Origin of the sequence: Gemmobacter aquarius, assembly GCF_003060865.1 — a bacterium.
GTDB classification, from domain to species: domain Bacteria; phylum Pseudomonadota; class Alphaproteobacteria; order Rhodobacterales; family Rhodobacteraceae; genus Paragemmobacter; species Paragemmobacter aquarius.
Map to the genome: position 1 here is coordinate 1,007,471 of NZ_CP028918.1, position 26,053 is coordinate 1,033,523.

Genomic DNA, 26,053 nt, shown 5'->3' on the forward strand with positions numbered 1-26,053 from the left:
TGCGCTATTGCGATCAGGTGATCGCTTCGGACCCTATTTGGACCGTGTGCTGGTTCGACGCGGTGGCGGGCATCAGCGGATGTGGGACGGGGTCCTTGGTGCGGAGGAAGTAGCGCAAGATCACCTCGAGGTAGTTGCGGTAGACGTAACCTTCGTTGCGGCGCAGGTAATGGTCGCGGTTGGCGGCATAGGTTTCGGGCAGGCGGTACCATGGAACCGAAGGGTGCATGTGGTGGACTACATGCAGGTTATTGTTGAGAAATAGCAGGGCGAGGGGGCCACGATCCTCTACTATCACCGTGCGGGCGCGGGCGGCTTCGTGGGCGCGGTGTTCAAGGAAGGTGCGGATTTTCAGGATCGCGTGGCCGAGATAGGCGGCGGCAAGGTAGGCCCACCACGGCATGGCGGTGGCCGAGAGCCAGAGGGCGACGAGGGCGAGGCCTGCAACGTGCAATGCCCATGCGCGGCGGGTGCCGCGGGCGTTGGCCCAAAGCTGGATCGCTTCGTTCTTGAGCCAGAGGATATTGCCGAGGACGGGGCCGATGGTCACGCGACCGAGGAGCGTATTGTTGAGGCGCATCAAGGCTTTGACGGGGGCGGGCAGGGTGGCCCAGACCTGCGGGTCGCAATAGTTCGATTCGGGGTCGTCGTAAGGATCGGTCAGGATCGGGTCATGGTGATGGGCAAGATGGGTGTCGCGGAAGCGTTGGAAAGGGACCGTCAGGTTGAGAGCGGGAAAGGCCAAGGCTTCGTTCAGGCGGGGCGAGCGGAAGGGGTGGCCGTGCAGGATTTCGTGCTGGAGCGAGGAATACTGGGCGATGGCGAGGGCGGTGAGGAGGATCGCGAGCGCCGGAAAGTTGTGGTATATCAGAGACGTAGCGAGCGCCCAGAGGGTGTAGGTTGCGGCCAGCAGGATCAGCGTGGGCCATTCCACGCCTTGGTCTTTGGTGTTCAACTTCGTCCCCAGGTTTGGCCGGTCATTGCACGCTTTCAGCCTGTCTGGAGAGAATAGCACTTGTCCGCTGCGCTCTGAATCCTGAAGATGGGCAACAGAATGTCACGTTTGTTGAGGAAAGTCACCAATGGTGGGGATAATGGACAAGCGGGACCGGGCTGTGATGTTCCGGGCGCGGCTGGCCGAGGCCATGGCCGAGCGGGGGATGAACCGGTCGGAACTGGCGCGGGCGACGGGGGTGGACCGCTCGACCATCTCGCAGCTTCTGGGGGATGGAACGCGGTTGCCCAACGCGCAGCTGGCGGCGGATTGCGCGGCGGCTTTGGGGATCAGCGCCGACTGGCTGCTGGGGCTGGCGGCCCGGCCCGAGCCTTTGGCGGACCTGCTTGCCACGTCGCTGACTGTGACGGAAGCGCCGCGCGCGCTGATCGACGAGACGATCTTTGGCTGGCACCGTGAGGCTGCGGGCTACAAGATACGGCATGTTCCGGCAACTTTGCCCGATATGTTGAAGACGCGGGCGATGGTGGAATGGGAATACCGACCGCAACTGGGGCGCACCGCCGAGCAGGCGCTGGGCGCGTTCGAGGATCGGCTGGCATGGATGCGGGGGGCGCGGTCGGATTACGAGATCGCGCTGCCGCTGCATGAGCTGGAGGCTTTCGCGGGCGGGACGGGCTATTACGAGGGGCTGCCGCTGGCGCTGCGGCGCGAGCAACTGGACCGGCTGATCCTGCTGACCGAGCAGCTTTACCCGTCGCTGCGGCTATACCTGTTCGATGCGCGGCGGGTGTTTTCGGCGCCTGTCACCATCTTCGGCCCGCTTCTGGCGGTGGTTTACCTTGGGCGGCATTATCTTGCTTTTCGCGATTCGGCGCGGGTGGCAAGCATTGCGGCGCATTTCGACTGGCTGGTGAAGGAGGCCGCCTTTTCGGCGCGCGAGGTGCCGGACCATCTGCGGGGGCTGCGGGCGCGTCTGGGGTGAGGGGTGCTATGCACAACCGATGCACAGTTTTTGCGCGCTGCGTTAGGGTTTGATTAGCCGTCCGGCGGGGCCGCGCGTCGGCTGGTGGCGCAGGGGGGCTGTCTGCCCCCACGGCCTGACGGCCTCCCCCCGAGGATATTTGAGCGAGCATGAAAGCGGGGGGTGTTACCAGACCTGCAGGTGGGTGGTGTCGTAGCCGTTGAAGACGAGCACCTGCTTTGCGGCGGCGAGACGGTCGGGGGTGAGGGGGGCGCCCCGGTTCAGGATGAAGCCGAAGCTGCCGTCGGGCGTGCCGATGACGAGGGTGCGCAGATCGGTGTCGGCCCAGAGCACCCACCATGCGCGGTCAAGGGGCGCGGGGGCGTCGCCGGTGGGGGTGAGGCGTCCGGGGCCGGTGATGGCAAGCGGGCTGTTGATGTCGAGTGCCTCGCCGTCGAGGCAGAGGCGGGCGAGGATGGAGAGGCCGGCTGCGGTTTCAATGATGCTGGCCCCGCCGGCGCGGCATTCGGCATCGGGCTGCCGGGCGAAGCTGGCGACCTGTGCCCAGCGGCCCTGGGTCTGGGCGAGGTTCAGGACGGCGTTGGAATAGATCGGGGCGTCGCTGCGGAAGCCGTTGCGCTTGGTTGCGCTGGAGCAGGCGGCAAGGGCAAGGGCCGAGGCGGCGAGGAGGAGGAGGAGGCTGGGGCGCAAGGGAGGGGTCTTTTCTTTGGGGAAGGGGGGTCTTCGGGGAATGGGGGTCTTCGGGGAATGGGGCGGTCAGTCGATGCAAAGGGTCGCTTCGGTTCCGTCGGCTTGCAGGATCGGGTTGCAGCCGAAAAGCGGTTTGACAGGCGCGCAGGTGCGCGAGCGGGCGAGGCAGAGGCCGTCGCAGTCGGTTTCCTTGCGGCAGGATTTGCCTGCGTCGCGGGTGCGCGTCACGCAGGTTCGCAGGGGCGATGTGCCGTTGGCGGACCAGATGCCGCCCTTGGCCAGACAGGCGCTTTGTTCGGGGGAGGGGCGGGGGGTGGTTGCGGCCGGGTCGGGTGTCTGGTCGGGTGTCTGATCTGGAGCGGGTCGGGTGGCCGGTCGGGTGGGGCGCGGTTCGGGGCGGGGTGTCTGGTTCGGGGTGGCGGCGTCGGCTGCCGTGGGAGCAGTCGGTGTGGGTGCCGCTGTGGCAATCGCGCTGGGCGGGGCGGCGAGGGTGGTGACCTCGACGGGGCCGGGAAGGATGGCGGCGGCGGGGGTGTCGCGGGCGGTTTTGCCCGGAAGCGACAGAGTGCAGGCGGCGAGGGTGGCGAGAAGGACGGGGAGAAGGAGCCTGCGCATCTGTCATGCCTTTGGGGTCACGCCTTTGGGGGACCGTGCCACTAGGGCACGATCCGGCGGGGATGCGCAAGCGGCTGGCCGTGGGCGCGGCGGCTTTCAGTAGGGTTGCGGGTGGGCGCGCCATGCGGCGGCGATATCGGCCAGAACCTCGGGCGTGAGGGTGATGTTTGCCGCGCCGATGTTGGTTTCAAGCTGTGCTAGGCTGGTGGCCCCGATGATCGGGATGTTGGGGTAGGGACGGGTGCGGCAAAAGGCGATGGCCATTTGCGCGGGGTCGAGCCCGTGTTTTGCCGCGATGGCAAGGTAGGTTTCGACCGCCGCATGGGCGGAGGCGGTGGCACGACCCGAGAGGTCGGCGTTGAGGGTGCGGCGCGAGCCTGCGGGCGTGGCGTCGCCGCGGTATTTGCCGGTGAGAAGGCCGGTGGCGAGGGGCGAGAAGGCGAGGAGGGGCAGGTTCTCCATCGCGGAAAGCTCGGCCCAGTCGGTCTCGAACTGGCGGCAGAGGAGGGAGTATTCGTTCTGCACGGTGGCCATGCGCGGCAGGTCGTGGAGGGCTGCGAGGTGGAGCCAGCGGGCGGTGCCCCAGACGGATTCGTTCGACAGGCCGATGTGGCGGATCTTGCCGGCGCGGATCAGGTCGGCGGCGGCGGTGAGCACGTCGAGCATGTTTTCGGTGACCTCGCCCGCGTCGCGGCCAGAGGGGTCGAACGCCCAGTTCTGGCGGAAGTGATAGCCGCCGCGGTTGGTCCAGTGCAGTTGGTAGAGGTCGATGTAATCGGTTTGCAGGCGTTGTAGCGAGCCGTCGACGGCTGCACGCAGGGAGGCGCCTGTGATGGGGGCGTTGTCGCGGACGACAGCGCCTTTGCCGGTGATCTTGGTGGCGAGGATCACGCGGTCGCGGCGGTTTTTGGCGAACCATGTGCCGATGATTTCCTCGGTCCGGCCGACGGTTTCGGCGCGGACGGGGTTAACCGGATACATCTCGGCGGTGTCCCAGAAGGTGACGCCGTGATCGAGGGCGAGGGACATCTGGGCGTGGGCTTCGCTTTGGGTGTTCTGGCTGCCCCATGTCATGGTGCCGAGGCAGAGTTCCGAGACCGAAAGACCGGTGGTGCCGAGGGGGATGGTTTTCATGGGGTGCTCCGTTTGTTGGCGCGGAGCGTAGCGGGAGGCGAGGCGGGGGCAAGGGGCAGGATTGAGAACGTAAAGAGAACATGTCAAGATCAAAGCATGTCATTGCCGATTCTGGATCAGTTCGGGCCGAGGGCTTCACGGGGCAGGCAGACGCTTGCGGGCGGGCTGGCGCTGCTGCGCGGGCGGGTGCACGAGATCTGCGGTCCGGCGCGGGTGGTGCTGGCGGCGATGCTGATGGGGCGCTGCGCGGGGCCGGTGTTGTGGATTGCTCCGGCGTGGCAGGGCGAGCGGCTTTATCCCGACGGGTTGGCTGCATTCGCCGATCCGGGGCGGCTGGTGATGGCGCAGGCGCGGCGGGGCGAGGATATGCTTTGGGCGATGGAAGAGGCGCTGCGGTCGGGGGCGGTGCCGCTGGTGGTGGCCGAACTGGCCGAGGTGCCGGGGCTGACGCCGGTGCGGCGGTTGAACCTTGCCGCCGAAAGCGGGGCCGAGGCGGCAGAGGCGCGGCGGGGGATCGCACCCTTGGGGCTGATGCTGACGCCGGGGGCGGGGGGGGCTGCGGGGGTGGAAAGCCGCTGGCGGATGGGGTTTTCGCCCTCGGCCTCGGGGTTGCTGGAGGGGGGCGAGGTCTGGCGGCTGGAGCGCGAGCGGGCGCGGGGCGAGGGGCCTGCGGCGTTTACGCTGAGGCGGGGGGAACGGGGCGAGGTGGAGGTGGCCTGACGGTTCGGGCGCTGCGCGGGGGCGCGAGAAGAATTTTCGGAGAAAATTCTTCGGGGGGCTGTCTGCCCCCCGCGGCCTGCGGCCTTCCCCCGAGAGTATTTCGGCAAAGGTGAAGGCGTGCCGATTGCGGGTTTGGGGAGGGATGGTTTGGGTTGAGGGCTGGAGGGACTGGTGCGGTGCGGTGCGGGGTGGCGGAGCGTAGGGCGGGATCGAAGGCGGTCGGGAGGGGAGGGGTGTTAGGGGTAAGGGGCGACAGGGTGAGGCGTGGAGTTCGGAGCGGTCTTTTGGTGGCGCCGGAGGGGGTGGGAGCGTTGGCGGTTTGGAGCGGGGAGGGGGACGCGCTTTTATGAGGCGCCTTGGCTTCAGGGGGATGTGTCGGGAGCGCGTGTCGTTGGTGGCGGGATCGGGGTGGTCGGGAGGGGCGGGGTGTTTGGGTGAGGGTGGCAGGTCGGGGTGTGGCGTTCGGGGTGTGGAAGTGGGGGGCGGGGCGGTGGTCTGGTGGGCTTTGTGCCGGCTGAGCGCTCTGGTCATCCTGCGCGGGGCGGGCGAGAAGGCGGGATGGGACAGTTGTGGATCATCCTGACCATCGGGGCGGCGGCGTTGCAGACCTTGCGGTTGATGCAGCAGAAGCGGCTGAAGGGGCTGGGGCTTTCGACGGTGGGGGCCTCGTTCGCGCGGTTCCTGTTTGCGGCACCCTTGGCTTTGGCGCTTCTGGCTGTGCTGGTCGCGCTGGGGCATCCGCTGGTGCCGGTGCAGGGCAGTTTCGTCGCTTACGTGCTGGCCGGCGCGGTGGGGCAGATATTCGGCACGCTGTGCACCGTCGCGCTGTTTTCGGAGCGGAGTTTCGCGGTCGGGTCGGCCTTTACCAAATCGGAGACGATACAGGTTGCGGCGTTTTCGGCGCTGATCCTTGGCGAACCGGTTTCGGGGTTGGGGTGGGGGGCGATCCTGCTCGGGACCGTTGGGGTGATGCTGTTGTCGTTTCCGCAAGGTGGCTGGGGCGGGTTCTGGAACCGCGGGGCGGCGCTGGGGCTGGCGGGGGGTGCCTTTTTTGCGCTTTCGGCCATCGGCTATCGCGGGGCGACGCTGGCCGTTGCCTCGCCCGATGCGCTGTTTCGGGCAACCGTGGCGCTGGCGGCTGTGACCTCGTTCCAGACGGTGGCGATGGGGGGCTGGCTGGTCTGGCGCGACCGGGCCGAGCTTGCGCGGGTGGCGCGGGGCTGGCGGGCGACCGCGCCGGTGGGGGCCAACAGCATGGTCGGATCGCTTTTGTGGTTCACCGCATTCGCGCTGATGAACGCGGCCTATGTGCGGTCGCTCGGGCAGGTGGAGTTGATCTTTTCGGTCGCGGCGTCGGTACTGGTCTTTCGCGAGCGGGTGAGTTTGCGCGAGCTGTGCGGGATCGGGCTGCTGGCGCTGGCGGTGGTGGGGATCGTTTCGGTCGCCTAGGGGCGGGTTAGAGACGCCTGAATGTCGGGACGGGGCCGGAATTGTCGAAGAAGGGGGTGCCGAGGTCCGGCGCGCCGTTCAGGGTTGCGGCGACCTCGGCGAGGACGACTTCGGTGATGAAGGGGAGATCGAGGGCGCGGGCTTCGGTCAGGCCGATCCAGTGCAGGTGGCCGAGTTCGTCGGAGGCATCTGTGAAATCGTCGGGGTCGCCGGCGATGCGGGCGGCGTCGATCAGGAAGAAGCGGGCATCGAAGCGGCGTGACCGGCCCGGGGGCGTGATGGCGCGGAAGATGAAGCGCAGAGGCGGTTCGGGGGTTTCGGTCAGGTGGAGGCCGGTTTCTTCGGCCAGTTCGCGCAGGGCGGCGGTGGCGAGGGCGTCGGGTTCGGGGTCGGCGCCGGTGGGGTGGCGCAGCAGGCGTTCGGCGCAGGTGGGCGAGATGAGGCCAGTGCGGGGGGCTGCGCGGTCAGAAGGGTCGACGCCGCCGCCGGGGAAGACGTATTTCGACGGCATGAAGACGGCGGCCGCGCCGCGCTGGCCCATCAGCACGCGCGCACCGCCCGCATCATGGCGCAGCACCACGACCGTGGCCGCGTCGCGGATCGGTTCGGGTTTCGCCTCGGGTTTCAGAATCCGTGCATCCGCTTGGCCCATTGCATCCCCACCATCGCGCCCTTCAATCGGGGCAGAAGGTAGAGCGAGAGCGCGACCGTGCCTATCGAAAAGACGGTGGCAAGCACCAAGGGATCGGGGCGGTAATGGGTGAAGGCCCACAGGATCAGCGGGGCCATCAGGTGGCCGACGATCAGGATCGTCAGATAGGCGGGGCCGTCATCGGCGCGCTGGTGGTGCAATGCCTCGCCGCAGACGGGGCAGCTGTCGCGCACTTTCAGATAGCCGCGCAGCATGGGGCCAGAGCCGCAATTGGGGCAGCGCCGACGCCAGCCGCGCAAAAGGGCGGGCTTGAGCGGGCGTTCTTCGCTGTCATGTGCAGCATGGGCCTGTGCGTGTGGCATCTGCCGTGGTCCTTTGGGGTGGTGCGCGTCGTCATCGTCGGGTGAGGCGTGATACCTAAGCAGTCCGGGACCGGATGCGTAGGGGACAGATCGCCACAGCAAACGGGGTTTATGTGAACGAACGGCGGGGCGGAGGGAAGCGGAAAGATTTTCTGCGCGATTTTTGCGACAGGCGCGACGGAAGCGGGCGGGCGGGGCGTTTGAGGGTCATGAAGGCGGCGGGAGGAACCTGCGCCTGTTGATGGAGAGACAAGATGACCACCACCAAAAAGACGGTTCTTGCGGCCCTGATGCTTTCGGTTCTTGGCGGGGTAAGCCTTGGCGGGGCGGCCTTTGCCCGCGGGGCGGACGGGATGGAGATGGGCGACGGCATGGGGCCGATGGCGATGTTCGACTTTGCCGCCGTCGATGCCGACAAGGACGGCAAGGTGACCGAAGCCGAGTTGCAGGCCTTCCGTGCGGCCGAGGTGGCCGGGATCGATGCCGACAAGGACGGCAAGATCACCGCTGCCGAGTTGAAGGCGATGCATATGGTGCGGCTGGAGGCACGGGCGACCGAGATGGCCGACCGCATGATCGCGCGGCTGGATGCGGACGGGGATGGCACCTTGACGGCGGCGGAACTGGCGGCGCGGCCTGCGCCTGCGGGGATGTTCGGCCGGATCGACGCGGATGGTGACGGGGCGGTGACCGAGGCCGAGATTGCCGCCGCACGCGAGAAGATGATGGCGATGCGGGGCGGTGACGGGGAAGGTGGTCGCCGTGGTGGCGGGCACCATCGCGGCTGGTTCTTTGGCGGCGGCAACTGAGCAAGGCGCGTGCTGCCCGCAGCGCCCTTGGGGGGCTGCGGGTTTTCTTTGCTCGCAAGGGCCGGAACGGCTAAGCCCGATGCAGGATGGATATGCCCCGCGACACGATGGACCGCCTGACGGACGAGGCTTTGCTGGCGCTTTACGCCACGGGCGATGCGGCGGCTGCGCGGGAATTGACCGCGCGGCTGGTACCGCGGGTGCTGGGTTATGCGGCGCGTCTGCTGGGCGACCGGACCGAGGCCGAGGACGTGGCGCAAGAGGCGATGCTGCGGCTGTGGCGGGCGGCTGCGGGCTGGCGGACGGGCGAGGCGCAGGTTTCCACATGGCTTTACCGCGTGGTGACGAACCTGTGCACCGACCGGTTGCGCGCGCGGGGGCGGCGGGGTCCGGTGGGGACGGACGATGTGCCCGAGGTGGCCGACGGGGCGGCGGGCGCCGAGGCGGGGCTGATCGAGGCCGACCGGATGGCGGCGCTGGACGCGGCCCTGGCCGAATTGCCCGAGCGGCAGCGGCAGGCGCTGGTTTTGCGGCATCTCGAGGGGTTGTCGAACCCCGAGATCGCGGCAGTGATGGACATGGGTGTCGAGGCGGTGGAAAGTCTGACCGCCCGTGCCAAGCGGGCCTTGGCCGTCCTGTTGCAGGGGCGGCGCGGGGCTTTGGGATACGGGGAAGGAGTTGGCGATGGCGGATGAACTCGACGATCTTTGGGTCGCGGCGCGGTCGCGGCGGATAGAGCCTTCGGAGGCGCTGATGGCGCGGGTGCTGGCGGACGGGCTGGCCGAACAGCCGCGGCCTGCGCTGGTTGCGCGGCGGCAGCGGCGCGGGCTGTTTGCGCGGCTGGCCGAGGTGTTCGGAGGCTTCGGGGCCTTGGCCGGCATGGGCGGGGCGGCTTTGGCCGGGGTGGCGCTGGGCTTCGTGCAGCCCGCGCAGGTGACGGAGTTTGCCGATGCGGTGCTGGGTGTTCAGGCGGCGTCGGTCGAGTTGATGCCGGATGCGGCCAGCCTGTGGGCGGGGGAGTGAGCGGGATGGATCGGGCTGGTGCGGAAGGGGCGGAGGTGAGGAACGGCAAGGGGGTGCGGATCGCGCTTGCGATTTCGGTGGCGCTGAACCTGTTGGTCATAGGGCTGGTCGCGGGGGCGGTGCTGCGCGACGGCGGGCCACGCGGGCGGATGGGGAACGATCTGGCGCTGGGTCCGTTCACCGAGGCGCTTGCTCCGGCAGACCGCGCAGCCCTGCGGCAGGAGTTCATGCAGCGGATGCCCGAGATGCGCGACGCGCGGCGGCAGATGCGGGCCGATTTCAAGGGTTTGCTTTTGGCGCTGCGGGCCGAGCCTTTCGACGTGGCGGCGGTGCGTGGCCTGATCGCGGGCCAGTCGGAGCGCATGGCAGGGCGGCTGGCGGTCGGGCAGGACCTGCTGGTCGGGCGGATCGAGGCGATGACGCCCGAGGCGCGGGCGGCTTTCGCCGACCGGCTGGAAGAGGGCTTGCGGCGCGGGCCGGAGCGTCGCGGCGCGGGCGGCTGAGGCGGGGATCGGCGAGCGCCGGGAGTGGCGTGACGGGTTATCGGCTGGGCTGTTGGTCGGGTTGGGCGGGCGTTGCGGGGCCGATGTTTCGATGGTGGCGGCCTGTTCCCGGAGCGGGAGGCGGCGTGCCGCTTTTTGCCCGCGGCGCGATGGCGGGTGCGGGCGATGGGACCGCCGATAGACGGCAGGCACTGCGGCGGGGGGCGTGGCAGTCAACACTTTGACTGGATACCCCGCTTGGACCGGAACGGGCTAGCGCGGCGGGGTCAGGCGGCGCGGCGGTCGGTGGCGACGCGGTCGCGGCCTTTCGCCTTGGCGGCGAGAAGGGCGCGGTCGGCGCGGTCGCGCAGCCCCTCGACCGGTTCGGCGCCGGTGCCGATGGCGACGCCGATCGAGACGGTGATGCGAAGCGGCGGGTCGGCGGCTATTCCGATGTCGAGGGTGCGGATGGTTTCGCAGATGCGTTCGGCGACGCCGCGGGCCTGATCGAGGTCGAGGCCGGGCAGGGCGAGAAGGAATTCCTCGCCCCCGATGCGGGCCAGCATGTCGGCGGGGCGCAGGGTGGCCTGTAGGCTGCGGGCCACCGCGACGAGCACGAGATCGCCCGTGCCATGACCGAAGCGGTCGTTCACCTGCTTGAAGCGGTCGCGATCGACGAAGAACAGGGCGAAGGGCCGGCCCTCATGGCGGGCGCGGTTGGCGATCTGGTCAAGTTCACGCTCGGCGTAGCGGCGGTTCCACAGACCCGTCAGATCATCGGTAAGGGCAAGGCGCATCCCGTCGCGCAACGATTGGCGGTGCTGTTCGGCATTGCGGGCGCGGCGCAGGACCGAGGCGAGGCGCAGGGCGATTTCGTCGGTCTGGGCATCGAGGGGCACCACCTCGTCCACGCCCATGTCATAGGCGGTGGCCGCTTGCTTGGCGCCATCGCACAGCAGGATGACGCCGCTGTGCATCGACGAGGGGCGCGAGCGGATTTCCGAGACGAAATGCAGGCCGGTGCCGCTGTCTGCGTCGAGAATGAAGGCCTCGGGCAGGGGGTGGGCGTCGGGGGTGAGGGCGAGCGCCTCTTCGCGGCTGAGGGGGGTGACGGAATGGCCGGTGCGACGGGCGAGGTCGCGCGTGAGGCGCAGGCGCAGGTCGCTGCGGTGGGTGGCGACGGCGACGAGGCCGGGGCGTTCGAAAGGGGCGGGGGGGTCGGCCATGTGCCAGGGCGCGGGGGCAGTGCCAAAGTCGGCGGGGGGGCGGTCTTCGGAGGCGCGGCGCAGCAGGCTGCGGGTGCGGGCCAGCAGCAGTTCGTCGTTCACGGGTTTGACGAGGATATCGTCGGCCCCGGCAGAGAGGCTGGCAAGACGGGCTTCGCGGGTCGGGTTGGCGGTGAGGATGATGACCGGCAGGTCGTGCAGGCGGCGGTCGCGGCGGATGGCGGCGAGCACATCGAGGCCGGACATGTCGGGCAGGTCGAGGTCGAGAAGGACGAGGTCGGGGCGATCGGTGGCCAGAGCGTGAAGTGCCGCCGCGCCGTTCGAGGCCGTGGACGTGGCATAGCAGGCCCCTGCGAGCTTGACGTTCATCACGATGCGGTTCACCGCCGTGTCGTCGACGATCAGTATCCTGCCTGCCATTGCGGCCCCGTCTTGCCTTTTCGTGTCGGCGCCATCTTGGCCCCTTGGGTCGATCTTGGTTCACAGAATCCTACCAAAGGGTTAAGCAAAGGTTTCCGGATTGCAGAAAATTCGCCCTATTCTGCGGCCGGGCGGTGCGGGGCGGCGGAAAGATGTGGATAAGATGCGGCAGGATCAGGCGGAAACGGTAGGGTTGCAGGCGCTGGCGTGGCTTGCGTCGGAGGACGAGCTGTTCGGCAGCTTTCTGGGCGCATCGGGCGCGGGGGCGGGCGATGTGGCCGAGGCTGCGGGAAAGCCCGAGTTTCTGGGGGCGGTGCTTGATTTCGTGATGATGGAGGATGCCTGGGTCATCGCGTTCTGCGATGCGAACGGGCTTGCCTATGGTGTGCCGATGGCGGCGCGGGCGGTCTTGCCGGGGGGGCAGGCGTTTCACTGGACGTAGGGTGGGTGCTGTGCACCCACCTTTGCCGGGGCGGGAGTGGTGGGTGCAGAGCACCCACCCTACGGGACGGGGGCAGGTTTGCGGCGGAGCGCCGGTGTCGGGCGGAGCGCCGTGAGTATTTGGGCAAAGGTGAAACGCAAGGTGGTTGCCTTTGATGCGTGGCGCGGCGAGGATCGGGGCCGGATTGCGCGGGGTGGCTTTTATGATCGACGGCATCATTTTCGACAAGGACGGGACGCTGTTTGATTTCCGTGCCAGTTGGGGCGGTTGGGCGCGGCATCTGCTTGGCGATCTGGGCCGCGACGCGGCCCATGCCCGCGAGATGGGGGCGGCCATTGGCTTCGATGTCGAGAGCGGGGTCTTTGCGCCGGACAGTCCGGTGATTGCGGCGACCGCTGCCGATGTCGCGGCTTGTCTGCTGCCGCATCTGCCCGGGCGCAGCCATGCCGGGGTGATGGACGAGATCAACGCGCGGGCCGCAACCGCCACCATGACGCCTGCAGTGCCGCTGCGGCCGTTGCTTTCCGCATTGAAGGCGCGGGGGTTGCGGGTGGGGCTTGCGACCAATGACACGGAAGCGCCGGCGCGGGCGCATCTGGCGGCGCATGACATCACCGAATTTTTCGATTTCGTCGCCGGATATGATTCGGGCTATGGGCCGAAGCCGGGGCCGGGAATGTGTGCGGCCTTTGCCGCGCGGTTCGGGCTGGACCCTGCGCGGGTGGCGATGGTGGGCGACAGCCGGCATGACCTCGAAGCCGGACGGGCGGCGGGGATGCGGGCGGTGGCGGTGCTGACGGGGATTGCCGAGGTGGCGGAGTTGGCGCCGCATGCCGACGTGGTGCTGGCCGATATCGGCGCGCTTCCTGCTTGGCTGGACGGCGGCGCGGCGGGCTGAGGCTGCGGCTGGCGGGGAGGCGTTGCGGAAAAACGACCCTTTTGCGTCGGCGGCGGAGTGTCGTCTTGCGTCCGCTTTCGCCATGTTGGCGGTCAGGCCCGTGTTTCGGGGCAGCCAGACCGTGGAGAGCGACGATGAACGAAGAGCCGGGACGCAAGCGCCGCGCCGGAGGGCGGGCGGGCAACAAGAGCCGTGCGGGCAGCGCGATCATCGACCAGATGCCGTGGCGGATTCCGGTCAACCCCGACCGTCCGACCGAACCTTTGGATGCCGATGGCGTGCAGCGGATGCACAAGGCGGCGATGCGGATCCTGCGGGAAATCGGGATCGAGTTCCTGAACCCCGATGCGGTGGCTTACCTGAAAAAGGCGGGCTGCAAGGTCGAGGGCACCAACGTCAAGATGGACGAGGACTTTGTGATGGAGATGCTGTCGCATGCTCCGTCGTCGTTCACCATCACGCCGCGCAATCCGGATCGCGAATTGATCATCGGCGGCAAGCATATGGTGTTCGTGAACGTGAGTTCGCCGCCGAACGCCTGGGATCTGGAGCGCGGCAAGCGGTCGGGCGATTTCGAGACCTTCAAGGAATTCATCAAGCTGACGCAGTATTTCAACTGCATCCATATCGCGGGGGGCTATCCGGTCGAGCCGATCGACATCCACCCGTCGGTGCGGCACCTCGATTGCCTTTATGAAAAGCTGACGCTGACGGACAAGGTGGTTCACGCCTATTCGCTGGGCGCCGAGCGGGTCGAGGATGTGATGGAGATGACGCGGATCGCGGGGGGGCTTTCGGAAGAGGAGTTCACCGCAAAGCCGCGCATGTATACCAACATCAACTCGGTTTCGCCGCTGAAGCATGACTATCCGATGCTGGATGGTGCGATGCGGCTGGCCAAGCGCGGCCAGCCCGTGGTGGTGACGCCCTTTACACTGGCCGGTGCGATGGCACCTGTCACCATGGCGGGGGCGGTGGCGCTGTCGCTGGCCGAGGCACTGGCTGCGGTGGCGCTGTTGCAATACATCAATCCGGGCTGTCCGGTTGCGATCGGCACCTTTACCAGCAACGTCGACATGAAGTCGGGCGCGCCCGCCTTTGGCACGCCGGAATACATGCGGGCGACGCAGATGACGGGGCAGTTGGTGCGGTTCTACGGGTTGCCGATGCGGTCTTCGGGCGTCTGCGCGGCCAACGTGCCGGACGGGCAGGCGATGTGGGAGACGTCGAACAGCCTGTGGGCGGCGGTACAGTCGGGGACCAACATGGTCTATCACGCGGCCGGTTGGCTGGAGGGCGGGCTGATCGCGTCGCCCGAAAAGTTCGTGATGGACTGCGAAGTGTTGCAGATGATCCAGCGCTATTTCGAGGAGGCGACTTTCGCCACCACGGATGACGATCTGGCCTTTGACGCGATCAAGGAAGTGGGGGCGGGCGGGCATTACTTTGGCTGCCAGCACACGCAGGACCGCTATTCGACTGCGTTCTATGCGCCCTTTGTCAGCGATTGGCGCAATTTCGAGGCGTGGCAGATCGACGGGGCGGTCTGGACGCCCGAGCGGGCGCACCGGATCTACAAGCATATCCTCGAGGAATTCGTGGCACCCGAAATGAACGACACGCATCAGGAAGAGCTGCGCCGCTTTGTGGCCAAGCGAAAGCAAGAGGGTGGCGCGCCGACCGATTTCTGATCGGTCGACACAGGCGCGCTTCCCCCCGTTCATCCTTGCGGAAAATACTCTGGGGGTCCGGGGGTGAAACCCCCGGCGGTCGGCGGGTAAGCTTTCCTTCAGCCGTTCATGTAGGCCGAGAGATAGTCTGCTTCGGCGGCGGTGAGCGGGCGGGGGCCGATCAAGAGGGCGGCGAGGCGGTTTGCTTCGGCTGTCGCTCGGGAGAGTCCGGTTTCGGCGGCGGTGCGGCGGGTTTCGGCGCGGGCGAGGGCGCTGCGGTATGTGCTGGTCGGTCTGCCGCCGGGGTAGAGGGTGCGAAGCCGGTCTTCGGGCAGGGATTTCAGCGCCTCGTAGTCTGCGGCGTTCGGGGCGTAGCGGGCGAGGGCGGCTTGATAGGCGGCTTCGTCATGGCCGGTTGGGGCGGGGAAGAGTTGGGCCTTTTCCGCCTCGGTCAGCGATTTCAGGCGGGTGTGATCTTCGGCAAAGGGGGCGAGGCGGTCGAGGTCGGCCTGAAGGGCGGCGCGGTCGATGGTGGGACCGTCTGCCGGGAAGGCGCGGGCGCGGGCCTGCGGCCCCATCGCTTGCAGGCGGGCGAGGTCTGCGGCGGCCGCGTCGCGGGTGGCGCGGGCGCGGTCGAGCCGCAGGAGCGCTTCGGCATAGGGGGCAAGCCGGTTCAGGTCGCGGCCGATGACGCGGGTGGTTCGCGGGGGGGCGGGGATGTCTGCGCCGTCACCGGAGGTGGAGGTTACGGGTTCGGGTTGGGGGACAGGTTCGGGTCGGGGGGGCGGCGAGGTGGGGGTACTGCCGGTGCCGTTGCCGCCGTCGGTGCCGTTGCCGGTGTTCCCGCCAGAGCCAGTGCCGCCGGAACTGCTGCCGTTTCCGTTGCCGCTGGAACCAGAGCCGCCGTTGCCGTTGCTGCCAGGGCCAGAGCCAGAGCCAGAGCCAGAGCCAGAGCCAGAGCCAGAGCCAGAGCCAGAGCCGGAACCGCTGCCGCTGCCGCCTGAGCCGCCGTTTTCGTTTCCGGCATTGCCGCTGCCGGTGGTGCCGTCGACTGCCCCGCCGACTGCCCCGCCGACTGCCCCGCCGACTGCCCCGCCGACTGCTCCGCCGAGGTCGCCGCCTGATCCGGTGTCGGTTTCTCCGTCGGACCCGCTGTCGGATTGGTCATCGCTTGCGCTGTCTTTGTTGCCGCCATTGCCGTTGCCCTGGTCGCCCTTGTCGTTCTTTGCCTCGGCGGCGGTGGGGAAGGCTGCGAGGGTGGCGGGGACGAGGGTGGCCACGGGGAGCGCGAGGCTGCCGAGGAGGAGGGCAAGGCGGGACAGGCGGGGCATGGGTGGCATCCTTGTTCAGGGGGCGCGAGGGGGATCGGCCATCTGGCGAGGAACGCATGCGGGCGGGGGATGTTCCCGAAATGTCGGGGGTGTATGGGGCCGCTGCGTCTGGTTTCGCTAGCGATTTCAGGCATTTGCCAGACGTGGCGGGGGTGGCTGGCCGTTTGTGGCCGGATCAGGCGAGGTCGAGCGTGACGGGGAAGTGGTCGGAGGCGGCGAGCAGGGCTGCCGCGAGGGCGGGGTTCGCCACCACTGCGGGGTCGTTCAGCGGGTGCCAGATGCGCCAGTGCGGGGCGGGGGTGCAGAGGTCGGGCGAGAGCATGATGAAATCGAGGAGCGCCTCGAACCACTGGTTCTGGTCGGGCAGGAAGAAGCGGGCGGTGGTGGGGGCGAGGCCGACGCGCTGGGCAAGTTCCATCCTCGCGTGGGGGTCGCAGAGGCGGCGTTCGGGGGGAGGGTGGTGCCGATCACCACCTCGACGCCCGAGCGGCCAAAGAGTTTTTCGTATTCGTCGAGGCCCGGCCCGTCGTTGAGGTCGCCCATGACGATGACGCTGTCGCCCGTGGCGAGATGGGCATCGACGCGTTGGCGCAGCCAGATGCACTCGGCCAGTTGTTTGCGGCGGTTGTCGATCGAGATGCGAAGGAACTCGGCTGGCGTGCGGTGGCCGTGGGCGGCTTTCGATTTCAGATGGACGCCGATCAGGCGCAGGGTGCGGTCGGGGGTGGCGAGAGCGATTTCGAGCGGTGGTTTGGAGAAGCGGATCTGTTCCGAGGTGCCATCGGCGTCGAGGTCGTAGCGGAAGGTGCCATCGAAGCGCGGGGCGTCATGCGCGCCGAAGGGGGTGGTGGGTTTGCCCATCGGGTCGTGGCGGGCGGTCAGGCGGTCGGGATCGTAGAGGAAGGAGATTTCCTGTTCGGTTTCGGACGGAAAGCCTGTGAGCGCCTTGCGGGCACGAAGGCCCGCGCTGGCGGCGAAGGTTTCAAGGGCACGGGTGGATTTGCGGCGCGATCCGGTGTCGGGGGCCTCGATGACCATGATGCCATCGGCGTCGAGGGCTTTGAACACGGCGCGCAGGGCGGCAAGCTGGCTGGCGCGGGAGATGCCGTAGCGGCCTGACGGTTCGGCATCGTCTTGCGGGTGGCCTGCATCGTCAAAGAGGGAGTTGAACCATTCGACGTTATAGGTGGCCAGACGCAAGGGGGGCCGCAATGGCGACATCAGGCGGCGCGGCGGTTGGAGATTTCTTCCCATGCCGCGTTGATGTCGATCAGGCGGCGTTCGGCGAGTTTGACCGCCTCGGCCGGGACGCCGCGGGCGATCATGCGGTCGGGGTGACTTTCGCGCACGAGAGCTTTCCACGCGGTGCGGATTTCTGCGAGCGTGGCATCGGGCGGCACGCCGAGCACGTCGAAGGGGTCGCGGGGCGCACCCTCGATGAAGCGGGCGCGGATGGCGGAAAAGCAGCGGTCATCGAGGCCGAAGATGCGGGCGACCTCGTGCAGGAATTCTTCTTCGCGGGGGTGCCATGTGCCGTCGGCCAGCGCGATGTGGAAGAGGCCCTCCAAAAGGTCGCGCAGGGTGTCGCGGTTTTCGGTGCCGAACATCGCGGCGATCTTGCGGGCGTAGGCATCGAAACCGGCCACGTCCTGGCGGGCAAGATTGAAGACGCGGGCGGCGTTTTGTTCTTCGGCCTCGTCTATGGTGAAGATGCGCCGGAATGCGGCGACTTCGGCGCGGGTCACCTGGCCGTCGGCCTTGGCCATTTTCGCGCCAAGGGCGATGACGGCGATGGTGAAGCCGACGGAATGGTCGGGGGTGTCGGGGGTGGTGCCGCGCAGCCTGTCGAACACCGCCGAAAGCGGTTCGCCTGCGGTCAGGGCGGAAAGGGCGTCGGCGATACGGGTCCAGAGTGACATGGCGCCATGTTAGACCGCGCGGGCGGGCTTGTCAGGACAGGAATTTCTGCATGAGCACAAGGTCCATGTAACGGCCGAATTTATAGCCCACCTGTTGCAGACGGGCGACTTCGGCAAAGCCCATGCGCGTGTGAAAGGCGAGGCCTGCGGGGTTTTCGGCGCTGACGCCGGCGAAAAGGCTGTGGGCGCCGGCGGTGCGGGCGCGGGATTCGAGGCTTTGCATCAGGGCGCGGCCGGTGCCTTGGCCTATGGCTGCAGGGGCGAGGATGATGGTGTGTTCCATCGTGCGGGCGTAGCCTATGCCGCCGCGGAACTGGCTGAAGCTGGCGAATCCGAGGAGGGTTTCGCCATTGGTGGCTATGAGGAAGGCGTGGCCTTCGGTCTGGCGGGTGACGATGGTTTGCGCGATTTCGGCGGGGGATTTCTCGGCCGAGTTGAAGGTGGCGGCGGTGTCGCGGATCACCGGGTTCCAGATCGCGGCGATGGCTGCGGAATCGGCGGGGGTGGCGTCGCGGATCATGGAAACGATCGGGTGCCGTGGGGCGTGGTGAAGGTGGCTTGCATGGCTGTCACGGGGCCGGTGGTGAAGAGGATGCGCGGGTCGCTCAGGCGGGGGGACAACATGTCGGTCAGGGTTGCGGCGTCGGGGTGGGTGATTTCAAGGCGGATCAGGCGGGCATTGCTTTCGGGCAGGCGGTGGGTGGGGTGAAGGCCGCCTTGCCAGTGGATGAGGGCGGGAAAAGCCCCGTCATAGGGGAGTTTGCCGTTGGCAGGGATCGCCATGTCCCAGCGGAAATCGGCACGTTCGAGCGCCGTGGGCGTGCCGATGCCTGCGGGAGAGGCGGCGATTTCGGCGGCGAGGTCATCGCAGGCGGCGACCCAGTTGGTCAGGCGGGGCGGGCCGGTGAAGGCGTCGAGGTCGAACCAGCGGGGGTGGGAGGGGGCGGGCAGAGACGGATCGGGGGCGATGACTTCGAGGTAGATGTCGCCAAGGCCCAAGAGGCGGTTGTGGGTGGCCATAAGGGCATGTTGTCCGCCCCCTGCGAGCGGCAGGCCGAGGGCGGATTGGACCGACTCGACCCCTTCGCCGAGGGTGGTGGCGGAAATGGCGATGTGGTCGAAGGTCAGCATCACTTGGGTGCTACGATCTTGGTGATGGCTTTCAGTGCATTGGCGAGCGAGGAAAAGCGGGCTTGGGCAACTTCGCCGAAGAGGTCTGCGCCGCGCGGGGTGAGGGCGAGTTCGAGCGTCTTCTTTTTGGGTTGCCAGGACAGGGTGCCTGCTTCTGACGGGTCGGCGGCCGAGAACATCGCGCCAAAGCGCATGGCTTTGCCCAAGACTTCGGCATCGCGGATCTGGTCTTCGGTCAGCAGGCGGAACAAGGGTTCGAGCCGCGATCCGGCGCGGCTGTTCTTGTAGCGGTGCAAGAGTGACAGGCCAAGGAAGACGCGGCCGGTGTGGTCGAGGCCGCCAAGGTTGGCGCGGGTGGCGTTGTCGAAGCAGACCTCGGCCCGGTAATCGGGGTGGGCACGCCATGTGGTGTCGTGGAGCAGGCAGGCGGCCTTTATCAGGCGGTGGCGTTCTTCATCCGCGCCCTTGAACAGCGGCAGCAGGAATTCGTAAAGCTTCTTGCCGAAACCGGGGGTGCGGGCCGAGGTCAGTTCAGCCATGCGGGCAGCTTCGATCAGCGGGTCGCGGCGGCGCAGGCGGTCGGGCATCTGTTCGTAAAGCAGGCCTTCGCGGATGCCATAGGCGGAAATGTCGATTTCCGAGGGTTTCAGGATGCGGATGAGTTCGCGCAACACCTCGCAGGCGAGGGGGACAAGTTCCATCCGTTCGGTCGAAGTGCCGGTGCGGGCGCGCAGGATGGCAAGATCGGAGGTTGCGATCCAGTCGAGCGTGTCGAGCAGCGATTGCGGGGTCATGCGGTATTCGTGCAGGACGGTGAGCGGGTAGTTGCGGCGATCCATGTCGAGGCGGGCGATGACGCGCCACGAGCCGCCGACGAGGTAGATGCGCTCGCCGCTGGATTTGACGGTGGATTGCGCGGTGTTGAGCACGCGTTCGATCAGTTTCTGGCGCTTTTTCGCGTCGCCATCGACCTGTTGCAGGCGGAAGGGGCCAAGCGGCGTCGAGACGCGCTTGCCCACCTTGCCGTCGCCTATGCAAGCGAGTTCCATCGAGTTGCCGCCGATGTCGCAGACGATGCCTTGCGCTTCGGGCCAGCCGAGAAGGACCCCTTGGGCGGACAGCCGCGCTTCTTCGTCTCCGTCGATCACCCAGAGCTTCAGGCCGGTTTCGCGCAGGACTTCGGCCTGGAAATCGGGGCCGTCGGATGCTTCGCGGGTGGCGGCGGTGGCGACCACGGTAAGGGGCGTGCTGCCCATGCCTTCGGCCAGAAGGGCGAAGCGTTTGAGCGCGGCGAGGGCGCGGATGCGGCCTTCGGGGTTGAGCTTTCCGGTTTCATGCAGGCCCTTGCCCAAGCCGCACATGATCTTTTCGTTGTAGAAATAGGCCGGGCTGCGGGCGGCGCCGTCGAACACCACCATGCGGACCGAGTTCGACCCGACATCGACCACCCCCACGCGGCTGAGGGCACGGGCCGAGGGGTCGTCGAACAGCGGTCGGCCGAACGGGCCAAAATCGTCCTCACTGCCAAGGTCGGCGAGGGCGGTCGTTTCGGTCATTCGTAACTGTCCTTAAATTTTGTGCAGGTTGGCGCGTCTGGGGGGCAGGGTCAAGGATTCGGGGCCAAGGCCGGGATTGCTGCCGGGCGTGGGGCCAAATTCCCTGGCAGGGAATCTGAGAAATTTCTTTGTGAGAAATTTTGCCCCGTGCTAGCGGTCGGATCCGTCTTCTCGCAGTTGTGCCAGCTTGGGCACGTCTTTCGCGCCTGCCGTGCCGCGACCCGACAGCGACGGGTTTTCCATGAAGAAGCGGTGGCAGGTGAACAGCGTGCCATCCTTGGCCTTGAGTTCGCGTTTGTAGCTGCCATCGGGGTGGAGCACCCAGCTTTGCGCCTCATCTGCGAGGTTGGCGGCCATGATCTGGCCTTCGATCTGGGCTTTGACGGTGGGGTTGTGGATTTCGACCAGCGTTTCGACGCGGCGGGTGAGGTTGCGGCCCATCCAGTCGGCGGACGACAGGAACACGCGGGCGGATTTCGAGGGCAGGCCGTGGCCGTTGCCGAAACACATGATGCGGCTGTGTTCGAGAAAGCGCCCCACGATGGATTTGACGCGGATGTTTTCCGAAAGGCCGCGCACGCCGGGGCGCACACCGCAGATGCCGCGGATGACAAGGCTGATCTTCACGCCAGCCTTTGATGCGGCATAGAGGGCGTCGATCACCTCGGGGTCGATCAGGCTGTTCATCTTGGCCCAGATTTCGCCGGGGCGTCCCGCGCGGGCATGGGCGGCTTCGGCCGCGATGAGTTCCAGAAGGCGGGGTTTGAGCGTGATCGGCGAGATGGCGAGGTTTTCCAGCCCTTCCGGTTGCACGTAGCCCGAGAGGTAGTTGAACACCTTGGTCGCGTCGCGGCCAAGGGCGGCGTCGCAGGTGAAGAACGACAGATCGGTGTAGATGCGGGCGGTGATCGGGTGGTAATTGCCGGTGCCGTAATGGGTGTAGGTTACGAGATGGTCGCCCTCGCGCCGCACCACGGTGCTGATCTTGGCGTGGGTCTTGTACTGGATGAAGCCGTAAACCACATGCGCGCCCGAGCGTTCGAGGCGGCGGGACTGGCGGATGTTGGCGGCCTCGTCGAAGCGGGCCTTGAGCTCCACCAGCGCCGTGACGGATTTGCCTGCCTCGGCGGCTTCGCAGAGCGCCGAGACGATGGGGCTGTCCCACGAGGTGCGGTAGAGCGTCTGTTTGATCGCCAGCACGTTGGGGTCGCGCGCGGCCTGTTCGAGAAAGTTGATGACGAGATCGAAGGTCTCGTAGGGGTGGTGCAGCAGGATGTCTTTCTGGCGGATGGCGGCGAACAGGTCGCCATCGTGGTCTTGCACCCGTTCGGGGACGCGCGGGGTGAATTTCGGCCACAAGAGATCGGGGCGCGACGAGAGGACCAGTTCCTTGAGGTCGGCGATGCCGAGAAGGCCGCGCACCTCGACCACCATGTCCTCGGTCACGGCAAGTTCGTCCATGATCAGGGCGCGGAGTTCCGCCGGAGCACCTGCCGAGAGTTTGAGGCGGATCACCTCGCCCCTGCGGCGGCGTTTCAGGGCGGTCTCAAACTCGCGCACGAGGTCTTCGGCTTCATCTTCGACCTCGAGGTCGCTGTCGCGCAACACGCGGAAGATGCAGTGGCCGCGGTCGGTGTAGCCGGGAAAGAGCATGTCGAGGTGGAGCAGCAGGAGTTCTTCCAGCGGCAGGTAGCGGTTTTCGCCGGGTTTGGACGGCAGGGGGACGAAGCGGTCGATCTGCTGGGGGATGGGCAGCAGGGCCTTGAGCGTGCGGTGGTCGGTTTCGCGTTCAAGCTCCAAGGCCAGCGAGAAGCCGGTGTTGGGGATGAAGGGGAAGGGGTGCGCGGGGTCGATGGCGAGGGGCGAGAGGACCGGAAACACATTGTTGAGGAAGTGGTCGGCAAGGTGTTTGTGGTCGCGTGCGGTCAGTTTCGAGCGGGTCACGAGGGTGATGCCCTGCGCTTCCATCTCGCGCTTCAGGCGGTTGAAGACGGATTGCTGGGTGAGCATGAGTTTGCGTGCGTCGTCATGGATCAGCGCCAGCTGTTCATCGGGGCGGCGGCCGTCTTCGGACAGGGTCGCGTTGGCGCGGCGTTGCAAGGCGCGCAGGCCCGCGACGCGGACGGTGTAGAATTCGTCGAGGTTGGTGGCCGAGATCGACAGGAAGCGCAGGCGTTCGAGAAGCGGGACATCGGGGTTCGATGCCTCGTCCAGCACACGCCAGTTGAAGGCGAGCCACGAGAGTTCGCGGTTGAAGAAACGGCGCGGGCCGCTGCGTTCCGCCTCGGGCAGGGTGACGGGGGCGGGGAAGGGCGCTTTGAGGAAATCGGACTGGGTCATGGGGGCGGGATACCGGCGGGATGCGACGCTTTCGTGACATGTGACGCGAGGGGCGCGGCGGTGTCCAGTGGGGACGGGCTGCGGGGGGGCTGATGGGGGGCTTTTGCCATGGCTTGGTGGGGGCGTTTGGCGTGGTGCGCGGGAAGGGGGCTTTCTGCCCCCCTCGGGCCGTGTCGGCCCTCAGCCCCCGAGGATATTTGGCCGAGGATATTTGGCCGAGTGTGAATGGGCGGTTGGGGGCGGCGCGTGGGGGCTGTCATCCCCTTTCGGGCCAGGGTGGTTGGCGGGCGTAGGCCCCCCGTTCGGGTTGGAGGGGCGGGAGTCGTGGGTCAGGCTGAGGGTTTTCGGCGGGCGGTGACGCGGCGGATGAGGGCGCGGGCTTCTGGGGGCGGACTTCCGGGGGCGGACTTCGGGGGGGGGGCGGAGGTTGTTCGCGGCGGGTATAGGCGGTGCCGTCTGCGGTGCGCCCCAGAAGGCCGAGGCCCACCATGGCGCGCCGGAGGAGGGCTGCGTCGCGGAAGCTGTGGAGGGTGTTCAGGCGGGCGCTGAGCGCCCGTTCATGCAGCGCCGGGCCTGAGGGCAGCTGTGCCCGGAGGGTCCAGAGGCAGAGGATTTGCTGGCCCCGGCGGGCGGGCCAGTCGCGCATGACGCCGGTGTCGTCAAAATGGCGCAGGCGCGTTCGACGAGGGTCAGGTCGCAGGGCGGTTCGGGTCTGTCGAAGCGTTGCTGCGCCACGGTTGCGGCGCGCAGGTGCTGGAAGTTGCGAAACCCTGCGGCGCGGGCGAGCATGTTGATCAACTCGACATGGCCGGGGGTGGCATTGCGGGCAAGCTGGCCTGCGAGGTGGCGGACAAAGGCCGAAAGGTCGGCAGTGGCAAGCGGGATGGTCTGGCGCGACATGGCATCGATCCTGTTGGGCCGCATGTGTCAGGGTCGCTCTTCTTGACGCGGCACGAGAATGGGTCCGGTGCGATGCGCTTAGGGGCAGGTTTAGCCTTCCCATGCGGGATAGCGACGTCTCGGGAACTGCCGACCGGTTTTCACGGTAGCCGACAGCGCGGCATTGGCAAGCGGGGTCTTTCCGGGAGCGCACGGACCAACGAATTTTCTGCGAAAATTCAGGTCCGTGCTTCGGGGGCGTGGCGCAGAGGGCGCGGGCAGGGCGTGTCGGGCTTGCGTGATCATGGTCAGGGGGATTCGGATTCTTGGCGGATATGCGCGGGTGGGTCCGCGCGCAGGGAGGAGGCGTGCGGTGTCGATCCCTTGCAAGAGGTGGCGCGTCGTTTGGTCTGTGGTGGTCTGATGGCCGAAGACTGCGCGGGGGAGCGGGGCATGTCGTCGGGGGGGGCCGCTGATTTTTCGCAGAAAAATCGTTGCGGCGGGATTTTTCGCAGAAAAATCCGGTCTGCGGATCAGTCGTCGGTCCCCAGGATGCTGGCCGCAAGTTGTCGGGTGACGGGGCGGGCGTGGGCCAGGGATACGGCGTCGAGGGTGGCGACCAGCAGGCGGGCGGTGGCGAGCGAGCGTTCCATGCGTTGCACGAGATAGGGGATCAGGTTGGGCGGCACCACGATCTGGCGGTCGGAGAACAGTTTGACCAGCACGGCGGAGAGCAGCGCGTCGTCGGGCGCGTCGAGGCGGGTGAGCGGGGCCGCTTGCAGGCGGCTTGCGAGGTCGGGGAGGCGCAGGCCCCAGTCGCGGGGCGGGGTGGTCGCGGTCACGAGCAGCGCGCCGCTTCGGGTGACGATGTTGTGCAGATGGAAGAAGGCGGCTTCGGCCTCGGGGTCGCCTGCGGCGCCTTCGGCGTCTTCGACGCAGACCGATCCGTGCCCGGCCAGTTCGGGGATGTCGGCGGTGGCGAGCGCCGCGCCTCGTACAAGTGCCGCCCCTGTCGCCTGCATCCACAGGTGGGCGAGGTGCGTCTTGCCGCTGCCTTGCGGGCCGACGAGCAGCATCTTGGCGCCGGGCCAGCCCTGCCATGCGTCAAGCGCCGCGAGGGCGGTGGTGTTGGTGGGCGACACGAAGAAATCCTCGCGCCGGAAGGTTTCGGACACGGGGAGGTCAAAGGCGAGTTGGCGGGTCACTCTTGGATGTCGTCCTGCGGCAGGGGGGCGGCGGAGGCGGGGCTTGCGGCAGCGCCGGGGCCGTGGACGATTCCGGGGCGTCCTGCCTGACCGTGGTAAAGCAGGCTGGCCTGATACTGCGAAAGGCCGAAGCGGGTGAGCACGCCGATGGAGGCCGCGACCGGAACGGCGACCAGCATGCCGACGAAGCCGAAGAGCGCGCCGAAGGCCGAGAGCGCGAACAAAAGCCAGACGGGATGCAGGCCCACGGAATTGCCGACGAGTTTGGGGGTGAGGATATTGCCTTCGATGAACTGGCCGACGGCGAAGATCGCGGCGATGATGCCGATCGAGACCCAATCGCCCCAGAACTGGAACAGTGCGAGCCCGATGGCGAGCGTGCCGCCGACGAGGGAGCCGACGTAAGGTATGAAGGTGATCGCCCCCGCGATGGCGCCGACGATCAGGCCGAATTGCAGCCCCGCGACCATCAGCGCAATCGAATAGAAGCTGCCCAGAAGCAGGCAGACCGACAGTTGCCCGCGCACGAAGCCTGCCAGCACGGCGTTGATTTCGGCCCCCATGCGGCGGATCACGGGGGCGTGGTCGCGCGGCAGGAGCGCATCGACGCGGGCGACCATGTGGTCCCAGTCGAGCAGCATGTAGAAGGCCACGACCGGCACGACGACGATGAAGATCACCGCCGAGACGATGCTCATGGCCGAGGTGAGCAGGGTTTCGGCCAGTTGGCCGCCCTTGGCCTGGATGCTTTGGCCGATCTGGGCGAGGGTCTGGCGGATGGTCGAGGTGCTGTCGTTCAGCTCGGGGAAGCGTTCGGTCAGGAAGGCTTGCAGGCGGGTGGCGATTTCGGGGGCGGCGTTGATCAGGCCGGTGAGCTGTTCGACGAGGGTGGGGATGACGGCAAGGACCAGCAGCACGACGATCAGCAGGGCCACGAGCGAGATCGTGACCGTGGCGCCCACGCGGCTGAGGCCTGCGCGTTGCAGCCGGTCGGCCACGGGGTCGAGGAAATAGGCGATGGCGCCGCCGACGAGGAAGGGCAAAAGCACGTCGCCCAGAACATAGAGCAGGAGCAGGAACACCGCTGCGGCGATGCTCCATGTCACAAGCTGTTGCCGCACGGGCAGGGCCATTCTCGCGCCTTTCGGTGTAATACGGGC

At 67.5% G+C, this 26,053-nt stretch carries 27 protein-coding genes and 1 pseudogene; 10 read left to right on the top strand and 18 right to left on the bottom strand.

Features of this window, described 5'->3' with window-relative positions:
• Nucleotides 1-13: 13 nt before the first annotated feature.
• Nucleotides 14-955 (bottom strand): fatty acid desaturase, encoded by a 942-nt coding sequence (locus tag HYN69_RS04865; protein ID WP_230426485.1) that lies wholly within the window; start codon nucleotides 953-955, stop codon nucleotides 14-16.
• 127 nt (nucleotides 956-1,082) lie between these two features.
• Between HYN69_RS04865 and HYN69_RS04870 the strand changes: the two genes are divergently transcribed.
• Nucleotides 1,083-1,940, top strand: coding sequence for a helix-turn-helix domain-containing protein (locus HYN69_RS04870; RefSeq protein ID WP_108434759.1), 858 nt, complete (start codon nucleotides 1,083-1,085; stop codon nucleotides 1,938-1,940).
• 165 nt (nucleotides 1,941-2,105) lie between these two features.
• Here the strand turns inward: HYN69_RS04870 and HYN69_RS04875 are convergent, their stop codons facing one another.
• The 3 genes from HYN69_RS04875 to HYN69_RS04885 form a co-directional block, all read right to left on the bottom strand.
• Nucleotides 2,106-2,630, bottom strand: a complete 525-nt coding sequence (locus tag HYN69_RS04875; protein ID WP_108434760.1) for a lipocalin family protein — start codon at nucleotides 2,628-2,630, stop codon at nucleotides 2,106-2,108.
• A 66-nt stretch (nucleotides 2,631-2,696) separates the two neighbouring features.
• Complete coding sequence (locus HYN69_RS04880; RefSeq protein ID WP_108434761.1) at nucleotides 2,697-3,245, bottom strand: hypothetical protein; 549 nt, start codon at nucleotides 3,243-3,245, stop codon at nucleotides 2,697-2,699.
• Nucleotides 3,246-3,341: 96 nt separating this feature from the next.
• On the bottom strand, nucleotides 3,342-4,379 hold the full coding sequence (locus tag HYN69_RS04885; protein WP_108434762.1) for an aldo/keto reductase: 1,038 nt from the start codon (nucleotides 4,377-4,379) through the stop codon (nucleotides 3,342-3,344).
• A gap of 96 nt (nucleotides 4,380-4,475) precedes the next feature.
• On the opposite strand from HYN69_RS04885, the gene HYN69_RS04890 reads away from it, so the two are divergent.
• Both HYN69_RS04890 and HYN69_RS04895 read left to right on the top strand, forming a co-directional pair.
• Nucleotides 4,476-5,099 carry an ImuA family protein gene (locus tag HYN69_RS04890; RefSeq protein WP_108434763.1) on the top strand — a complete coding sequence of 208 codons (624 nt, stop codon included), beginning with the start codon at nucleotides 4,476-4,478 and terminating at the stop codon, nucleotides 5,097-5,099.
• Between the two features lie 558 nt (nucleotides 5,100-5,657).
• Nucleotides 5,658-6,548, top strand: a complete 891-nt coding sequence (locus HYN69_RS04895; protein ID WP_108434764.1) for an EamA family transporter — start codon at nucleotides 5,658-5,660, stop codon at nucleotides 6,546-6,548.
• A 7-nt stretch (nucleotides 6,549-6,555) separates the two neighbouring features.
• On the opposite strand, the gene HYN69_RS04900 is transcribed toward HYN69_RS04895, so the two are convergent.
• Nucleotides 6,556-7,200, bottom strand: coding sequence for an NUDIX hydrolase (locus tag HYN69_RS04900; protein ID WP_108434765.1), 645 nt, complete (start codon nucleotides 7,198-7,200; stop codon nucleotides 6,556-6,558).
• The gene (locus HYN69_RS04905; protein WP_108434766.1) at nucleotides 7,173-7,562 is read right to left on the bottom strand and encodes a DUF983 domain-containing protein; all 390 of its coding nucleotides are present in this window, start codon (nucleotides 7,560-7,562) and stop codon (nucleotides 7,173-7,175) included. The genes HYN69_RS04900 and HYN69_RS04905 overlap by 28 nt, the downstream gene beginning before the upstream one ends.
• Before the next feature lie 254 nt (nucleotides 7,563-7,816).
• Here HYN69_RS04905 and HYN69_RS04910 point away from each other — a divergent pair, with 254 nt between their 5' ends.
• From HYN69_RS04910 to HYN69_RS04925, 4 genes are all read left to right on the top strand, one after another.
• Nucleotides 7,817-8,371, top strand: coding sequence for an EF-hand domain-containing protein (locus HYN69_RS04910; RefSeq protein WP_108434767.1), 555 nt, complete (start codon nucleotides 7,817-7,819; stop codon nucleotides 8,369-8,371).
• An 86-nt stretch (nucleotides 8,372-8,457) separates the two neighbouring features.
• The gene (locus HYN69_RS04915; protein WP_108434768.1) at nucleotides 8,458-9,066 is read left to right on the top strand and encodes an RNA polymerase sigma factor; all 609 of its coding nucleotides are present in this window, start codon (nucleotides 8,458-8,460) and stop codon (nucleotides 9,064-9,066) included.
• Nucleotides 9,056-9,394 carry a dihydroorotate dehydrogenase gene (locus HYN69_RS04920; RefSeq protein ID WP_108434769.1) on the top strand — a complete coding sequence of 113 codons (339 nt, stop codon included), beginning with the start codon at nucleotides 9,056-9,058 and terminating at the stop codon, nucleotides 9,392-9,394. Before HYN69_RS04915 ends, HYN69_RS04920 begins: the two co-directional genes overlap by 11 nt.
• A gap of 35 nt (nucleotides 9,395-9,429) precedes the next feature.
• On the top strand, nucleotides 9,430-9,897 hold the full coding sequence (locus HYN69_RS04925) for a periplasmic heavy metal sensor (protein ID WP_230426486.1): 468 nt from the start codon (nucleotides 9,430-9,432) through the stop codon (nucleotides 9,895-9,897).
• Between the two features lie 266 nt (nucleotides 9,898-10,163).
• Here the strand turns inward: HYN69_RS04925 and HYN69_RS04930 are convergent, their stop codons facing one another.
• On the bottom strand, nucleotides 10,164-11,522 hold the full coding sequence (locus HYN69_RS04930) for a diguanylate cyclase (protein ID WP_108434771.1): 1,359 nt from the start codon (nucleotides 11,520-11,522) through the stop codon (nucleotides 10,164-10,166).
• 163 nt (nucleotides 11,523-11,685) lie between these two features.
• Between HYN69_RS04930 and HYN69_RS04935 the strand changes: the two genes are divergently transcribed.
• The 3 genes from HYN69_RS04935 to HYN69_RS04945 all read left to right on the top strand — a co-directional run bounded on the left by HYN69_RS04935 (nucleotide 11,686) and on the right by HYN69_RS04945 (nucleotide 14,553).
• Entirely contained in the window at nucleotides 11,686-11,964 is a 279-nt protein-coding gene (locus HYN69_RS04935; RefSeq protein WP_108434772.1) for a DUF3572 domain-containing protein, read from the top strand.
• Between the two features lie 202 nt (nucleotides 11,965-12,166).
• On the top strand, nucleotides 12,167-12,862 hold the full coding sequence (locus HYN69_RS04940; protein WP_108437039.1) for an HAD family hydrolase: 696 nt from the start codon (nucleotides 12,167-12,169) through the stop codon (nucleotides 12,860-12,862).
• A gap of 134 nt (nucleotides 12,863-12,996) precedes the next feature.
• Nucleotides 12,997-14,553 carry a trimethylamine methyltransferase family protein gene (locus HYN69_RS04945; RefSeq protein ID WP_108434773.1) on the top strand — a complete coding sequence of 519 codons (1,557 nt, stop codon included), beginning with the start codon at nucleotides 12,997-12,999 and terminating at the stop codon, nucleotides 14,551-14,553.
• A gap of 98 nt (nucleotides 14,554-14,651) precedes the next feature.
• On the opposite strand, the gene HYN69_RS20480 is transcribed toward HYN69_RS04945, so the two are convergent.
• From HYN69_RS20480 to HYN69_RS05000, 11 genes and pseudogenes are all read right to left on the bottom strand, one after another.
• On the bottom strand, nucleotides 14,652-15,863 hold the full coding sequence (locus tag HYN69_RS20480) for a hypothetical protein (protein ID WP_159082364.1): 1,212 nt from the start codon (nucleotides 15,861-15,863) through the stop codon (nucleotides 14,652-14,654).
• A gap of 175 nt (nucleotides 15,864-16,038) precedes the next feature.
• A pseudogene (locus HYN69_RS04960) lies at nucleotides 16,039-17,075 on the bottom strand (endonuclease/exonuclease/phosphatase family protein).
• An 8-nt stretch (nucleotides 17,076-17,083) separates the two neighbouring features.
• A complete protein-coding gene (locus HYN69_RS04965) occupies nucleotides 17,084-17,782 on the bottom strand; it encodes a molecular chaperone DjiA (RefSeq protein WP_108434775.1) in 699 nt (232 codons plus the stop codon).
• Nucleotides 17,783-17,813: 31 nt separating this feature from the next.
• Nucleotides 17,814-18,302 carry a GNAT family N-acetyltransferase gene (locus HYN69_RS04970; protein WP_108434776.1) on the bottom strand — a complete coding sequence of 163 codons (489 nt, stop codon included), beginning with the start codon at nucleotides 18,300-18,302 and terminating at the stop codon, nucleotides 17,814-17,816.
• Nucleotides 18,299-18,913: a VOC family protein gene (locus HYN69_RS04975; RefSeq protein ID WP_108434777.1), complete on the bottom strand. Its 615-nt coding sequence runs from the start codon at nucleotides 18,911-18,913 to the stop codon at nucleotides 18,299-18,301. Before HYN69_RS04975 ends, HYN69_RS04970 begins: the two co-directional genes overlap by 4 nt.
• A complete protein-coding gene (locus HYN69_RS04980; protein ID WP_108434778.1) occupies nucleotides 18,913-20,469 on the bottom strand; it encodes a Ppx/GppA family phosphatase in 1,557 nt (518 codons plus the stop codon). Before HYN69_RS04980 ends, HYN69_RS04975 begins: the two co-directional genes overlap by 1 nt.
• A 150-nt stretch (nucleotides 20,470-20,619) precedes the next feature.
• Nucleotides 20,620-22,809 (bottom strand): RNA degradosome polyphosphate kinase, encoded by a 2,190-nt coding sequence (locus HYN69_RS04985; RefSeq protein WP_108434779.1) that lies wholly within the window; start codon nucleotides 22,807-22,809, stop codon nucleotides 20,620-20,622.
• A 256-nt stretch (nucleotides 22,810-23,065) separates the two neighbouring features.
• Nucleotides 23,066-23,455 carry a DUF2087 domain-containing protein gene (locus HYN69_RS21675; RefSeq protein ID WP_268902876.1) on the bottom strand — a complete coding sequence of 130 codons (390 nt, stop codon included), beginning with the start codon at nucleotides 23,453-23,455 and terminating at the stop codon, nucleotides 23,066-23,068.
• Entirely contained in the window at nucleotides 23,344-23,709 is a 366-nt protein-coding gene (locus tag HYN69_RS21680) for a hypothetical protein (protein ID WP_268902877.1), read from the bottom strand. Before HYN69_RS21680 ends, HYN69_RS21675 begins: the two co-directional genes overlap by 112 nt.
• Before the next feature lie 512 nt (nucleotides 23,710-24,221).
• A complete protein-coding gene (locus tag HYN69_RS04995; RefSeq protein ID WP_108434780.1) occupies nucleotides 24,222-24,893 on the bottom strand; it encodes a P-loop NTPase family protein in 672 nt (223 codons plus the stop codon).
• Nucleotides 24,890-26,026, bottom strand: coding sequence for an AI-2E family transporter (locus HYN69_RS05000; protein ID WP_108434781.1), 1,137 nt, complete (start codon nucleotides 26,024-26,026; stop codon nucleotides 24,890-24,892). The genes HYN69_RS04995 and HYN69_RS05000 overlap by 4 nt, the downstream gene beginning before the upstream one ends.
• Nucleotides 26,027-26,053: the final 27 nt, after the last annotated feature.